Genomic DNA, 14018 nt, shown 5'->3' on the forward strand with positions numbered 1-14018 from the left:
TTTACGGAGTTGAATCAGGTTTGGAACGCATAGCAGTCATCGACTTTGAAACAACCGGGATCTCCCCGAGCAGCAGCTGCCGGGCCACGGAAATCGCCGTGGTGATCCTTGAGCAGGGGCGCATCGTCGAGCGTTACCAAAGCCTGATGAACGCCGGCGTGCGCGTCCCGGCCTTCATCGAACAACTCACCGGCATCAGCAACGCCATGCTGCGCACCGCGCCGTCGGCGGAGCAGGTGATGAACGAAGTCAATGAATTCGTCGGTACCACGCCATTGCTGGCGCACAACGCCGCGTTCGACCAGAAGTTCTGGGACTTTGAACTGGGCCGGATCAAACGCACACGCCTTCAGAACTTCGCCTGTTCGCTGCTGCTGGCCCGCCGCCTGATGCCCGCCGCGCCGAACCACAAACTCGGCACCCTCACCACCTTCGCCAACCTGCCCCACACCGGCAAGGCCCACCGGGCCATGGCCGATGCCGAGATGGCGGCCAACCTGACGGCGCACCTGGAGGAAGAGTTGCTCCAGAAGCATGGCTTGCGTGAATTGTCCCATGACTTGTTGTGCAAGTTGCAGAAAGTGCCGGCGGCGAAGATCAATGAGCATTTGAAGCGGCATCGCGGATTCTGAATTCACCGCAAATCCCCTGTGGGAGCGGGCTTGCTCGCGAAAGCGCCAGTTCAGTCAACATCATTGTTGAATGACACACCGCTTTCGCGAGCAAGCCCGCTCCCACATGTGGTCTTCAGTGGTCTTGGGTTTATTTGCCGTTACCCTCGATATGCCCCAGCGGCACCCGCTTTTCTATCGCACTCGACAACACAATCGACGTCTTGCTGAACCCGAACGTGGCGATCCGGTTGATCAGTTCTTCCAGCTCTGGCATCGAGCCCACCGCTGCTTGCATGATCACGCACGGGTCGCCGGTCACCCGATGGCATTCGGTCAATTGCGGGATTTTGATCAGGTCGTCGTAGGCTTTCTGATTGCCGTGCTGGTTCAGGCGCAGTTCGATCACGCACTGGATCGGCAGGCCGAGCTTGGCCATGTCGACCTTCGCCTGGTATCCGGTGATCACGCCGCTGGCTTCGAGCTTGGCCACCCGTTCGGCCACGGCCGGGGCGGACAGGTTGACCTTGCGCGCCAGGTCCGCGTAGGACGCGCGACCGTTTTCCAGCAGGGCGCTGAGCAGCATGCGGTCGTACTTATCCATCGGGGTGACTCCTGAAAATGGCCGACTTTCGAAAACACGGTTTATAGCGCTGAACTCCGTGTTTTGAAAAGTGTACCGGCGCTTTAAACAGGTTTTGTAACTTATTTTCCGACGCTGGCCTTTCTAGAATAGCCGTTCACTTGTCCTTGCCTGTGAGCTGCCCCCATGTCCGGCCTTCGTCGCTTTCCCTTACCCTTGATCGCTGCCTTCTTCGCCTTGTATGTGATTTGGGGTTCGACCTATCTGGTGATCCGCATCGGCGTGGAGTACTGGCCGCCGTTGTTGCTCGCCGGCATCCGTTTCGTCATCGCCGGGACCTTGATGTACGCCTTCCTGCGCTGGCGCGGGGCGCCGGCACCGACCTGGGCGCAGTGGAAAGCTGCGGGGATCATCGGGATTTTGCTGCTGGCGTGCGGCAACGGCGCGGTGAGCGTGGCCGAACACACCGGCGTTGCTTCCGGCGTCGCGGCACTGGCAGTGGCGACGGTGCCGCTGTTTACCCTGCTCTGCGGATATTTCTGGGGCGCGCGTAATACCCGTCTCGAATGGGCCGGGATCGTACTCGGGTTGATCGGCATCGCCATGCTCAACCTGGGTTCCAACCTGCAATCGAGCCCGCTGGGTGCGGCCTTGCTGATTTTTGCAGCGGCGACCTGGGCCTTTGGCTCTGTTTGGAGCAAACACCTGCCGTTGCCTCAAGGCGCAATGGCCAGTGCCGTGGAGATGCTGGTGGGCGGCGTCGTGTTGCTGATCGCCAGCGCAGTCAGCGGTGAGCACCTGGAAAAGGTACCGCCGATCGAAGGCTGGGCCGCGCTGGCGTACCTGACCGTGTTCGGTTCGATCATTGCTTTCAACGCCTACATGTACCTGCTCAAGCACGTGCGTCCAGCCGCTGCCACAAGCTATGCCTACGTCAACCCTGCGGTGGCGGTGCTGCTGGGGATCGTGTTTGTCGGTGAAACCATCGGTATCGAAGAGGCCCTGGCGATGGCGGTGATCATCAGTGCCGTGGTGTTGATCGGCTTGCCACAATGGCGTCGCACGCCAGAGCGGCCAGTGGTGGCGACGGCAGTACCGACAGAATCCCGTGTGAATTAGGGTAAACTGCGCGGCATTGCACACACGTTTTGCACAACCGCGCTGAATTTTCCTACGGTACTCCCATGACTTTCGCCACCCTTGGCCTGATCGAACCCTTGCTGCGCTCCCTCGAGACGCTCGGCTACCAGACTCCGACGCCGGTTCAGGCGCAAGCCATTCCGGCGGTGCTGGCCGGTCGCGACCTGATGGCCGCCGCCCAGACCGGCACCGGCAAGACCGCCGGTTTCGCCCTGCCGCTGTTGCAACTGCTGGCCATGGAAGGACCGAAAGTCAGCGCCAACTCGGTCCGCGCGCTGATCCTGGTGCCGACCCGCGAACTGGCCGAGCAGGTTCACGAAGCCGTGCGCCAGTACGCCGAAAACCTGCCGCTGCGCACCTACGCGGTATACGGCGGCGTCAGCATCAACCCGCAGATGATGAAGCTGCGCAGCGGTGTCGACCTGTTGGTGGCGACCCCGGGCCGCTTGCTCGACCTGTTCCGCCAGAACGCGCTGAAGTTCAACCAGTTGCAGACCCTGGTGCTGGACGAAGCCGACCGCATGCTCGACCTGGGCTTTTCCGAGGAGCTGGCGAACATTTACCGCGCGCTGCCGAAGAAACGTCAGACGCTGCTGTTCTCCGCGACCTTCTCCGACGACATCCGCCTGCTGGCCGGGCAGATGCTCAACGACCCGCTGACCATCGAAGTCAGCCCACGCAATGTCGCGGCCAATACGGTCAAGCAATGGATCGTGACGGTGGACAAGAAGCGCAAGCCGGAGCTGTTCGTGCACCTGATGCGCAAGGGCAAGTGGAAGCAGGTGCTGGTGTTCGCAAAGACCCGCAACGGCGTGGATGCGCTGGTGGAAAAACTCCAGGGCCTGGGCATCAATGCCGATGGCATCCACGGCGACAAACCCCAGGCGACTCGTCAGCGCGCGCTGGATCGATTCAAGGCCAGTGAAGTGCAGATCCTGGTCGCTACCGACGTGGCGGCTCGGGGCCTGGATATCGAAGACCTGCCGATGGTGGTCAACTTCGATTTGCCGATCGTCGCTGAAGACTACATCCACCGCATCGGTCGTACCGGCCGCGCGGGTTCGACCGGCGAGGCGATTTCCCTGGTGTGCGCCGATGAAGTGAATCTGCTGTCGGCCATCGAGATGCTGACCCGCCAGACCTTGAAGCGGCAGAACGAGCCGGACTTCGAACCCGAGCACCGTGTGCCGGACACCGATGCCAGTGGCCAGGTCGTCAAGAAGCCGAAAAAACCGAAGAAGCCCAAGGCTTCCAGTGGTGGCGGTGGTAAACGCAATTTGGGTCGGTGGGTTGATAGCGGAGAGGTTGCGCCGACGGAACCTTCGATCAAGCCTGTGCGCAAGGTGCCGGTGTTCAATACCGGGCCGCGTAAGCGCAAACCATAATAATCGCGGCGTCTGTCAGGCCGTCTTCGCGAGCAAGCCCGCTCCCACAATGGATCTGTGTTGCGCACCAATCCCCTGTGGGAGCGGGCTTGCTCGCGAAGGGCGCGCCTCGGTCTTTAAACTTGGCGCCTCAACCATTCCACCATCCCCAACCCCGCCGCTCGCCCACTGGCGAAACACGCAGTCAGCAGATAGCCGCCGGTCGGCGCTTCCCAATCGAGCATTTCCCCGGCGCAAAACACGCCAGGCAGTTGCTTGAGCATCAGACGTTCATCCATCGCCTCGAACAACACCCCGCCAGCACTGCTGATGGCCTCATCCAGTGGACGGGTTTTCACCAGTATCAGTGGCAATGCCTTGATCGATTTGGCCAGCAGGTTCGGGTCGGTAAACGCTTCGGCAGGCGTGAGTTCACGCAATAGCGCTGCCTTTACCCCATCGATGCCCAACTGACTGTGCAAGTGCTTGGACATGGAACGTGATCCTCGAGGCTTGTTCAACGCCGCCGCAACTTTATCCACAGGCCGGCCCGGCAACAGATCCAGATGAATGGTTGCCGAACCGTGCCGGTTGATTGCCTCGCGGATCGATGCCGACAGGGCGTAGATCAAACTGCCTTCGATCCCGGTGGCGGTAATCACGCATTCGCCGAGCCGTGGCACGTCGTCGTTAAGGCCGATGGCGATGTTTTTCAGCGGCGCGCCGGCGAATTTGCTGACCATTAATTCGCTCCAGGCTTGCACCTCGAAGCCGCAATTACTTGGTTGCAACGGCGCCAGTCCTACGCCGTGTTGCTCCAGTGCCAGCATCCATGCGCCGTCCGAGCCCAGGCGCGACCAACTGCCGCCACCGAGGGCGAGCAGGGTGGCATCGGCCTGCACGGTTTTTTCTCCTTCCGGGCTGTCGATGCGCAATCCACCACGCTCGTCCCAACCGAGCCAGCGGTGGCGGGTGTGGATAACTACGCCGCTGTCGCGCAGGCGCTTGAGCCAGGCCCGCAGCAGCGGTGCGGCTTTCATGTCGGTGGGGAATACCCGGCCGGAGCTGCCGACGAAGGTGTCGATGCCCAGGTCGTGAATCCACTGGCACAACGCTTCGGCGCCGAAGCCACGCAGCAGTGGGGCGATCTGCGGGGCGCGTTCGGCGTAACGCGAGAGAAACGCCGGGTAGGCTTCGGAGTGCGTGATGTTCATGCCGCCGACGCCGGCCAGGAGGAATTTTCGTCCGACCGAGGGCATGCCGTCGTACAGATCGACCTTGATCCCGGCCTGGCTCATCACTTCGGCCGCCATCAGACCGGCGGGGCCGCCGCCGATGATGGCGACATTATGGGAGAGGGCTGACGAGGATTGAGTCATGGAATGCGCTGCGGTCTGACGGGACAAGTCGCGCATTCTATCAGCACAGCCCCATGTGGGAGCGGGCTTGCTCGCGAAAGCGGCGTGTCAGCCAACATCAATTCTGACTGACAGATTGCATTCGCGAGCAAGCCCGCTCCCACATTTGAGTTGTGGTGTCATTAAGGTCTGGTTAAAAAACAACCATCGCTCTGTGGGCTATACGCTCTGTGGGCTGTAAGCTCTTTCACTCAGGTTATCCACAGGCAGTTCCACAGGCATTGTGGGTAAAGCATCCACAGCTCAATGACAACCTGATGACTGCCAGACGCGCTGCGCACTGTGATGGAGAATGCCGTGACGGCGGGCCAGGGCCTGGCGGTCCTTGCTGTAGCCGCCGCCGATCACCCCGACCAGCGGAATGTCACGGCCCAGGCAATGGCGCATCACGCTTTCATCGCGGGCGGCGACGCCTTCGTCTGTCAGCTTCAGATAGCCCAGGGCGTCGTCCTTATGCACATCGACCCCGGCGTCATACAGCACCAGGTCCGGTTGGTAGAGCGGCAGCAGATAGTTGAGTGCATCGTCCACCACCTTCAGGTAATCGGCATCGCCCATGCCGTTGGGCAGCGGAATGTCCCAATCACTTTCGGCCTTGCGCGCAGGAAAATTCTTTTCGCAGTGTAGGGAAACGGTCACCGCCTCCGGTGTGTTGTGCAGTATTCGTGCGGTCCCGTCGCCCTGATGCACATCGCAATCGAAGATCAGCACCCGATTCACCCGGCCGCATTCCAGCAGGTAATGGCTGATCACCGCCAGATCATTGAAGATGCAGAAGCCGGCCGGGTAGTCGTAGTGCGCATGGTGGGTGCCGCCCGCCAGGTGACAGGCCAGACCATGCTCCAGCGCCTGCTCGGCCGCCAGCAACGAGCCACCGACCGCTCGAACCGTACGCCGGGCCAGGGCTTCGTTCCAGGGCAGGCCAAGGCGGCGCTGGTCTTCGCGGGATAATTCGCCACTCATGTAGCGCTCGATATACGAAGGGTCATGGGCGAGGGCGAGAATCTCTGCCGGACACAGATCCGGGCGCAACAGGTCCGTGTCGCGGGTCAGGCCGCTGTCCACCAGGTGATCGCGCAGCAGGCGGAACTTGTCCATGGGGAAGCGGTGGTCCGCCGGAAACTCGGGGCTGTAGTCTTCGTGATAAATCAGCGGGAGCGGCATGATGATTTCATTCAGGAATGAGAGAAGGATCCTACCAGCGTTGTAGACTTGCGGCATGCAAACGGAGGGCGGGGAGCAATGGAGCCAATACTGGAACTTGAAAGCGCTCGGCTGCTGTTGCGCCAGTGGCGCGATGAAGATTTGCCGGAGTTTGCCGCGATGTGTGCCGACCCGCAGGTGATGCGCTATTTTCCGGCAACCTTGAGCCGGCTGGAAAGCGCATCATTGATCGGGCGAATCCGTGGTCATTTCGCCGAGCATGGTTATGGTCTCTGGGCCTTGCAGCGAAAAGATTCCGGCCAGTTCATCGGGTTTACCGGGCTCAACGTGGTCGGATTCGACGCGCCTTTCACCCCCGCCACGGAAATCGGCTGGCGCCTGGCCCGTGAGCACTGGGGCTTGGGTTACGCCAGTGAAGCGGCGTGGACCGCTCTGCGCTGCGGGTTCGACCGCTTGCCGCTGAAAGAGGTCGTGGCCTTCACGACGCAAACCAATCTGCCGTCAGAGAAAGTCATGCAGGCCATCGGCATGCATCATTATCCGGCGGATGACTTCGATCACCCGCGACTGGAAGCCGATCATCCGTTGCGTCGGCATGTGCTGTATCGCATCAGCCGCGAACAATGGCTGCAAACCTTGCATGGATAACCCGGCACGGACGTTTACAATGGCCCTCATGGGTAGAGTCCCGAAACTGAATCGAGCGTTGCAGCCAAGGCTGCGCGGCAATGTTTTGCGTGAGGAGCATCTGAATGAGCCAAGTGTTGGATGATCTGGTCGACCTGCTGACCCTGGAACCGATCGAAGAAAACCTGTTCCGTGGCCGCAGCCAGGACCTGGGCTTTCGTCAGCTGTTCGGTGGTCAGGTACTCGGCCAGTCGCTGTCGGCGGCCAGTCAGACGGTTGAAGAGGCGCGCCATGTGCATTCGATGCACGGCTATTTCCTGCGTCCGGGCGATGCCGGATTGCCGGTGGTGTATCAGGTTGACCGGGTGCGTGACGGTGGCAGTTTCAGCACGCGCCGGGTGACGGCGATCCAGAAGGGCCACCCGATCTTCACCTGCAGTGCGTCGTTCCAGTACGACGAGGACGGTTTCCAGCACCAGAGCGAGATGCCGCAAGTGGTCGGCCCGGAAAACCTGCCATCGGAGCTGGAGATCACCCAGCAGCGCGCGCACCTGATCCCCGAGAAAATGCGCGAAAAACTGCTGTGCCCCAAGCCGATCGAATTTCGCCCGGTGACCGAGAAAGATCCCTACAACCCGTTGCCCTCCGATCCGGTCAAGTACGTCTGGTTCCGCGCCGATGGCGCCTTGGCCGATTCGCCGGCGCTACATAAATACCTGCTGGCCTATGCATCGGACTTCGGCCTGCTGGTCACCTCGATGCAGCCCCACGGTAAATCGGTCTGGCACAAGGACATGCAGGTCGCCAGCCTCGATCACGCGCTGTGGTTCCACCAGGATCTGCGTGCCGATGACTGGTTGCTCTACGCGATGGACAGCCCGTGGGCCGGCAACTCGCGCGGATTCTCCCGAGGCAGCGTGTTCAATCGCGCCGGACAACTGGTGGCCTCGGTCACTCAGGAAGGCTTGATCCGTCACCGCAAGGATTGGGCATGAGCCTGGCCGGCGTGCGTCACTGGGTGTTCGACATGGACGGCACCCTGACGGTGGCTGTGCACGACTTCGCAGCGATTCGCGTGGCATTGGCGATTCCTGCCGAACACGACATCCTGACCCATCTCGCCGCACTGCCGGCCGATGAAGCCGCTGCCAAGCACGCGTGGTTGCTGGAGCATGAACGGGACCTGGCCCTCGGTTCGCAACCGGCGCCGGGCGCAGTGGAACTGGTGCGGGAGTTGGCCGGGCGCGGTTGCCGTTTGGGCATTCTCACGCGCAATGCCCGGGAGCTGGCACATGTCACGCTGGCGGCCATTGGCCTGGCCGACTGTTTTGCGCTGGAGGATGTATTGGGTCGCGATGATGCGCCGCCCAAGCCGCATCCGGGCGGGCTGTTGAAACTGGCCGAAGCGTGGAAGGTGCCGGCGAGCGAGATGGTGATGGTGGGTGACTACCGCTTCGATCTCGATTGCGGGCGAGCGGCGGGTGCACGCACGGTGCTGGTGAATCTGCCGGATAATCCATGGCCGGAACTGACCGATTGGCATGCGGCGGATTGTGTCGAGTTGCGGCAGATGCTGTCGGCTTGAGGAAGTGGTTGGTTGATCTGACGCCTTCGCGGGCAAGCCCGCTCCCACAGGGTTCTCGGCAGTACACAATGTTAGTGTTCACTGAAGATCACTGTGGGAGCGTGCTTGCCCGCGAAGGCGTCAGATCAGGCAGTGCAACACCTACTGCCCAAACAGCGCCTTCTGCCCCTCCGGCGAGGTAAACATCCCGTCCCCGTTATGCCCAACCCCGGGCACTTCAATCAGTTGCTGCTTCAACCCTTGCGGTTGCAGCCGCTTCAGATAATCGAAGTAGTAACGCCCACGGGCCAATCGAGATGGCCCTTGCGCCCTGGCCTCACAACTCTTGTCCAGCGCCGGATGATTCGGGTCGGTGTCCTGCTGCCCCAGCAGATAAACGACTTCACGCTTGAGGTAACTTTCCTGCAACTGCGCGGCGGTTTGCCCTTCGGCGTAGGCCGGTAAATCCGCCAGCCCGTACTTCCAGCGATTGAAATTCGGGCAACCGGCGTGGCTGAACGCCACGGGCCTGCGCTCATCGAAATAAGCGTAGGAGGACGGATTGGCGATCACGTAGCGCACCTGAACGCCGGCCGCATCGAGGTCGGATTGCGCGTGACCGAGCAATGCATAGCGCTGAACCACCTGTGCGCCGCCAGAATGCCCGGCGATGACGATTTGCTTCACATCCGGAAACTGCTGACGGTCACCCAAGCGGGCGATGATTTCGTCGAGCGCCGCGTAGGAACTCAGTCGAAACGGTGCCGTGGATTCGCCGCCGGCCATCCATTCATTGCCTTGCCAGCGCAGAACGGTGTCGGCCACCGGATGGACCGCAATGTCGGTTTCATTGAGGAATTGCGGGGCGATCACCAGGGTCGTTGCGCTTTGCCCGGCCAGTTCGGCCGCGTGCTCACCGCTCTGCAGATAGGTTTGCGCGTTGCGCAAGCGACCGTGGAGGATGATCAGCACCCGTTCGATTTTTGCCGGGGCGGGGCTGATGCCCACCGCGATTTCACCTGATTTCAACAGCAGGCGCCCTGAGCTGAGTTCCTTGACCCCATGCTCGGCGGCCTGGGACGTTGCACAAGTAAACAGAACAACCAACAACCACTTCTTCATTTACAGATTTTTCGTCGCAAAGGTATCGCACTGGCTTACCTGGCCTTGGGCGAAACCGGTTTTGAACCAGCGCACCCGTTGCGCCGACGTACCGTGTGTGAACGAGTCCGGGACCACGCGGCCCTGACCCTGTTGCTGCAAACGATCGTCACCGATGGCGTTCGCTGCGTTCAGTGCTTCTTCGATGTCGCCTGGTTCCAGCCAGTTCAGGCGCTTCTGTGCATTGTTGGCCCAGACACCGGCCAGGCAATCGGCCTGAAGTTCCTGACGAACCAGCAAACCGCCGTCGCCTTCCATCTGCCGGCCTTGTTGGCGTGCTGCCTGAATTTTCGCGGACACCCCAAGCAGGGTCTGCACATGGTGTCCGACTTCGTGAGCGATCACGTAGGCCTGGGCGAAGTCGCCCGCGGCGGAAAAGCGTTGGGACATCTCCTGGAAGAACGCCATGTCCAGGTAGACCTTCTGGTCGGCCGGGCAATAGAAGGGGCCGGTCGCCGAGGTGGCCAGGCCGCAGGCCGAATTCACCCGGTTGCTGAACAGTACCAGGGTCGGGTCCTTATATTGGCGGCCGACCTGCTGGAATATCGCGCCCCAGGTGTCTTCGGTATCGCCAAGGATTGAACGCACGAACTCCGCGCTTTCATCATTGACCGGCGGTGCCTTGCGGCTCTGGTTGGTGGCGGGCGCCGATTGCTGGTCCATTTGCCCGGCCAGTTGTCCGAGGATCTGCATCGGATCCTGGCCGGTGATCCAGCCGATGCCGACAATCAGGAGGATCGCCGTCAGGCTCAGTCCCTTGCCACCGCCAAAACGCATGCCGCCGCCACCGCCGCCAACATCATCGCCACGGGCGTCGACCACGTTGTCGCTGCGTCGGCCTTTTTTCCATAGCATGTGGGAATCCTCTTCAGTTCCGGGTAAAGCTCCGTGCGATGAGTGTTGCTGCCAAGTGGGAGCGGCGCCAGTCCGGTCGTCCGTCTTTTTCTCGCGCACAGGCTGATTCCCGGCACCCCGCGAGGGGCTGCCGAGAACATTTCAGGCTTGTATTGAACACGGATACCCCATCGAATTCCGTCGGGCGATGGTTTTTTATCGTGAGGGCGATCGCCGGTCTTGCGGATTACTCGTCGAATGCATCCCACACCGGCGCAAAGTCAGGGCTGACCTGGCGTTCGCGTTTGGACAGGCTGGCGATCAACGCACGGTCCTCATCATCCAGTCGCACCTCCAGCGCCGCGAGATTGGCCAGTTGATTGGACTCGCTGCTGGCCTTGGGAATCGCGGCCACGTTGGGTTGATCGAGCAGCCATTTGAGCGCGACCTGGGTCGGCAGTACGCCGTGTTTCGCGGCGATCTGCTGGATGGCCGGGATGTCGGATACCTTGTTGCGCGCCAGTGGCGCATGGAGTCGGGTTGCAGTTGATCCCACCAGACTTTGGTCGTGACATGGATCTGCTCGCGGGGTGTCGGACTGTTCGCCAGCGCCTGACCGACAGCGTCTTCGTTGTTGTAGGCCGCTGCCGTGTCGATGTGCCGGTAACCCAGGGCCAGAGCCTGCTCCACGGCACGGGTGCATTCCTCACCGAGCATTGGCCAGGTGCCGAGGCCGAGTTTCGGCATGTTCAAGCCCTGTGCATTAACGATGTGCTGCATGGTCGATCTCCTTTTCATAAGCAGTGACGCCTGCGATATGGCGCGCGGCGATGTAGCCGAAAGTCAGCGCCGGGCCGAGATTGATACCGCCAGCGGGGTAGTGGCCGCCCATGATGCTGGCCATGTCGCCGCCCGCCGCGTACAGGCCGGCGATGGGGTGCGCCGCGCCATCCAGGACCTGGGCATGTGGGTTGACCTTGAGCCCGGCGAAGGTGCCGAAGCAGCCAGGCTGCACTTTTACGGCATAGAAGGGGCCTTGTTCGATCGGCGCGACGCATGGGTTGGGTCGTTGCAGTGCGTCACCCTGCTTGCGGTTGTAGGGCGTGGAACCTCGGCCGAACTGCGGGTCCTCGCCGTTGCGCGCGTGGCGGTTGTATTCCGACACGGTGCTGCGCAAGCCCACCGGGTCGATGCCGCAGGCGGCAGCCAATTCCTCAAGGGTATTGCCGGTTTTCAGATAGCCGCTGTGGATGAAGGATGACAGCGGCACCGGAAATGGCCGAGAGATGCCCAGGCCATAACGACGTTGAAAGCCATGGGTGCAGATCAGCCACGACGCCACTTCTTCACCCGGCGGGGCAGCGGCGACCATGGCCGTGACGTAATCGTAGTAGCCGTTGGCTTCATTGACGAAACGCTGGCCGTTGCTCAGCACACCGATGATGCCGGGTTTGCCCCGTTCGATGATGTGCGGGAAGTGTCCCGTGGTGCCGTCGCCGTGCGGCACTTGCGAGACCGGCGCCCAGGCGACGGCGGACGCCATGTCGCTATTGACCCGGGCACCGGCACTTTCGCCCAGGCGCAGGCCATCGCCGCAAACACCGAGGGGCGGCAGGGCCAAATGCTCGTGCCCGGTCGGTGTGCGGGGGAACAGTGCCTTGCGACGCTCGATGTCATTAGCGAAACCACCTGCTGCGAGCACCACGGCCTTGCGTGCATGGATGCGTACCGAGCCTTTGGCGGTGATGACCACGGCACCTCGTACCTGATCATTCTCGCGCAGCAATCGGGTCACGGGCGCTGATTCCCAGAGCAACACGCCGAGGTCATCGGCGGATTTTGCCAGGCGCGCCACCAAGGCCACACCGTTGACCAGTTGCATCGCCCGGCCATGCATGGCGAGGTCGAACAGGTGGCGGCTGAAACGCCGTGTAACGTGCCAGGCCGCGGACAGCGAACGGGTCAGGTTGAGGAATGCCGTGAGGTCCGCCCCCGCCATGATTGGCATGCCCATGAACGAAGTTTCCCGCATGGTTTTGCGCAGACGCTTGAGCAGTGTGCCGGCTTTTCGTGCGTCGTAAGGGGCGGCAATCACCGAGCGTCCACCGGTGCCGGCCCCGGGCGTGTCGCCATGAATGTCGGCAATGGTGTTGCCGTCGGCGAACTGCAGCGAGGTGTGCTGCTCGAAGAATGACACCATCCGCGGGCCGGCTTCCAGGAAAGCGTCGATCATCGCCGGATCAAAATGCTCGCCCAGTTCGTGTTTCAGGTAGGTGCGCGGCAGTTCAACGTCTTCGACGATGCCCGCGCGCCGAGCCAGCGGGTTGCAGGGCACCCAGGCCCAGCCACCGGACCAGGCCGTGGCACCGCCGAACACCGGGTCCTTTTCCACCACAATGACTTTCAGCCCGTGCCACGCGGCGGTCACGGCCGCCGACAGTCCCGCCGCACCGGAGCCAACGATCAGCACATCGCAGTCGATGTCGGGAAGAAAGTGCGCTTGGGCAGGCATTGTTTGAACTCCGGTGTTTTATTGTTTTGGAATCTGGTTCCAGAAAATATAAGAATCTGTTGAGGCTGAACAAGTCTGGAGGGTGCAAAGCGGGCGGTTATCGAACGCTCAGTTCCAGATTTCGCATTCGTGCGGTTGTCTTCTAGAATCGAGCAAATTTTGCGTGGAAGCGACCATGGCCGGCAGTCAGATCGAACGTGTTTTCAGTGTGCTCGAAAGCCTCACCAGCGATCCCCGTGGCCTGCCGATGCAGACCCTGGCGGAGCAGCTGGATATCCCCAAGAGCGCGACTCATCGCCTGTTGGCCGAACTGATCCGCCTCGGTTACGTGCGGCAGAATCCGGATAATTTGCGTTATCACCTCTCGACCAAACTGGTGGCGATGGGCTTCCGTTACCTGTCGAGCAGTGGTGCCGACATCGTGCAGCCGGTGCTTGACCGCCTGGCCCAGGAAGCCGGCGAACTGGTGCGCCTGGGGGTGATCGACGGCGAGCGTCAAACCTGGATCGCCAAATCTCAGGGCGCGCGTTCCGGTCTGCGTTACGACCCGGACATGGGCCGCGATGCGCCGTTGTTCTACACCGCCTCGGGGCATGCGTGGCTGGCGTGCATGAGCGATGCCGAAGCCTTGTCGCTGGTGGAGCGGCAGGGCGCGCAGGTGCCGGAACATGTGGGGCCGAATGCGCCGCGCTCGAACATCGAATTGCTCGAACGCCTGCGTCTGGCGCGGGAGCAGGGCTACGCCTGGGTCGAGGAGAGCTCGGCGGTCGGCACTTCGGCGATTGCAGCCGTGGTGCGTCATCCCGGCGATGGAAGGGTGATCGGTGTGCTCAGCATCGCCGGGCCGAGCGCGCGGATGCCGGGGGCGCGTCTGCATGAGCTGGCGCCGTTGTTGCTGGCGTACACCGAGGAGTTGAGTGCAGCGAGCCTGGCATCGGAGTTGTTCAACTAAGGCCTGTGCAATTCGACTGTGGGAGCGGGCTTGCTCGCGAATGCGGTGTGTCAGCGCCATCCAGATCGCATGACACACCGCATTCGCG

Annotated in this window: 13 protein-coding genes and 1 pseudogene; 7 read left to right on the forward strand and 7 right to left on the reverse strand. The window is 61.8% G+C overall.

Features of this window, described 5'->3' with window-relative positions; genetic code table 11:
* Positions 1 to 20 precede the first annotated feature (20 nt).
* On the forward strand, positions 21 to 632 hold the full coding sequence (locus AC07W4_RS26105; RefSeq protein ID WP_495034495.1) for a 3'-5' exonuclease: 612 nt from the start codon (positions 21 to 23) through the stop codon (positions 630 to 632).
* 130 nt (positions 633 to 762) lie between these two features.
* Here the strand turns inward: AC07W4_RS26105 and AC07W4_RS26110 are convergent, their stop codons facing one another.
* Positions 763 to 1215: an Lrp/AsnC family transcriptional regulator gene (locus AC07W4_RS26110; protein ID WP_007990688.1), complete on the reverse strand. Its 453-nt coding sequence runs from the start codon at positions 1213 to 1215 to the stop codon at positions 763 to 765.
* A 165-nt stretch (positions 1216 to 1380) separates the two neighbouring features.
* Between AC07W4_RS26110 and yedA the strand changes: the two genes are divergently transcribed.
* Complete coding sequence (yedA, locus tag AC07W4_RS26115; RefSeq protein WP_223449047.1) at positions 1381 to 2313, forward strand: drug/metabolite exporter YedA; 933 nt, start codon at positions 1381 to 1383, stop codon at positions 2311 to 2313.
* 65 nt (positions 2314 to 2378) lie between these two features.
* Complete coding sequence (gene rhlE1, locus AC07W4_RS26120; protein WP_495034496.1) at positions 2379 to 3719, forward strand: RNA helicase RhlE1; 1341 nt, start codon at positions 2379 to 2381, stop codon at positions 3717 to 3719.
* Between the two features lie 116 nt (positions 3720 to 3835).
* On the opposite strand, the gene AC07W4_RS26125 is transcribed toward rhlE1, so the two are convergent.
* Together AC07W4_RS26125 and AC07W4_RS26130 are read right to left on the reverse strand one after the other, a co-directional pair.
* A complete protein-coding gene (locus tag AC07W4_RS26125; RefSeq protein ID WP_495034497.1) occupies positions 3836 to 5077 on the reverse strand; it encodes a TIGR03862 family flavoprotein in 1242 nt (413 codons plus the stop codon).
* A 282-nt stretch (positions 5078 to 5359) separates the two neighbouring features.
* Positions 5360 to 6280, reverse strand: a complete 921-nt coding sequence (locus AC07W4_RS26130) for a histone deacetylase family protein (RefSeq protein ID WP_495034498.1) — start codon at positions 6278 to 6280, stop codon at positions 5360 to 5362.
* Positions 6281 to 6358: 78 nt separating this feature from the next.
* Here AC07W4_RS26130 and AC07W4_RS26135 point away from each other — a divergent pair, with 78 nt between their 5' ends.
* The 3 genes from AC07W4_RS26135 to AC07W4_RS26145 all read left to right on the forward strand — a co-directional run bounded on the left by AC07W4_RS26135 (position 6359) and on the right by AC07W4_RS26145 (position 8492).
* Positions 6359 to 6928 (forward strand): GNAT family N-acetyltransferase, encoded by a 570-nt coding sequence (locus AC07W4_RS26135; protein ID WP_008052430.1) that lies wholly within the window; start codon positions 6359 to 6361, stop codon positions 6926 to 6928.
* Positions 6929 to 7032: 104 nt separating this feature from the next.
* Positions 7033 to 7902, forward strand: a complete 870-nt coding sequence (gene tesB / locus AC07W4_RS26140) for an acyl-CoA thioesterase II (protein WP_008052431.1) — start codon at positions 7033 to 7035, stop codon at positions 7900 to 7902.
* Positions 7899 to 8492 carry an HAD family hydrolase gene (locus AC07W4_RS26145; protein WP_495034499.1) on the forward strand — a complete coding sequence of 198 codons (594 nt, stop codon included), beginning with the start codon at positions 7899 to 7901 and terminating at the stop codon, positions 8490 to 8492. The genes tesB and AC07W4_RS26145 overlap by 4 nt, the downstream gene beginning before the upstream one ends.
* Before the next feature lie 141 nt (positions 8493 to 8633).
* Here AC07W4_RS26145 and AC07W4_RS26150 read toward each other — a convergent pair whose 3' ends face one another.
* From AC07W4_RS26150 to AC07W4_RS26165, 4 genes and pseudogenes are all read right to left on the reverse strand, one after another.
* Positions 8634 to 9593 carry an alpha/beta hydrolase gene (locus AC07W4_RS26150; RefSeq protein ID WP_495034500.1) on the reverse strand — a complete coding sequence of 320 codons (960 nt, stop codon included), beginning with the start codon at positions 9591 to 9593 and terminating at the stop codon, positions 8634 to 8636.
* On the reverse strand, positions 9594 to 10487 hold the full coding sequence (gene ypfJ, locus AC07W4_RS26155) for a KPN_02809 family neutral zinc metallopeptidase (RefSeq protein WP_495034501.1): 894 nt from the start codon (positions 10485 to 10487) through the stop codon (positions 9594 to 9596).
* Between the two features lie 226 nt (positions 10488 to 10713).
* Positions 10714 to 11246 (reverse strand): annotated as a pseudogene (locus tag AC07W4_RS26160) (aldo/keto reductase).
* Positions 11230 to 12978, reverse strand: a complete 1749-nt coding sequence (locus AC07W4_RS26165; RefSeq protein ID WP_495034502.1) for an FAD-dependent oxidoreductase — start codon at positions 12976 to 12978, stop codon at positions 11230 to 11232. Before AC07W4_RS26165 ends, AC07W4_RS26160 begins: the two are co-directional and overlap by 17 nt.
* A 175-nt stretch (positions 12979 to 13153) precedes the next feature.
* Between AC07W4_RS26165 and AC07W4_RS26170 the strand changes: the two genes are divergently transcribed.
* Positions 13154 to 13930: an IclR family transcriptional regulator gene (locus AC07W4_RS26170; RefSeq protein WP_495034503.1), complete on the forward strand. Its 777-nt coding sequence runs from the start codon at positions 13154 to 13156 to the stop codon at positions 13928 to 13930.
* Positions 13931 to 14018 lie beyond the last annotated feature (88 nt).

The sequence above is a fragment of the Pseudomonas sp. GW821-FHT02A08 genome (assembly GCF_059422045.1).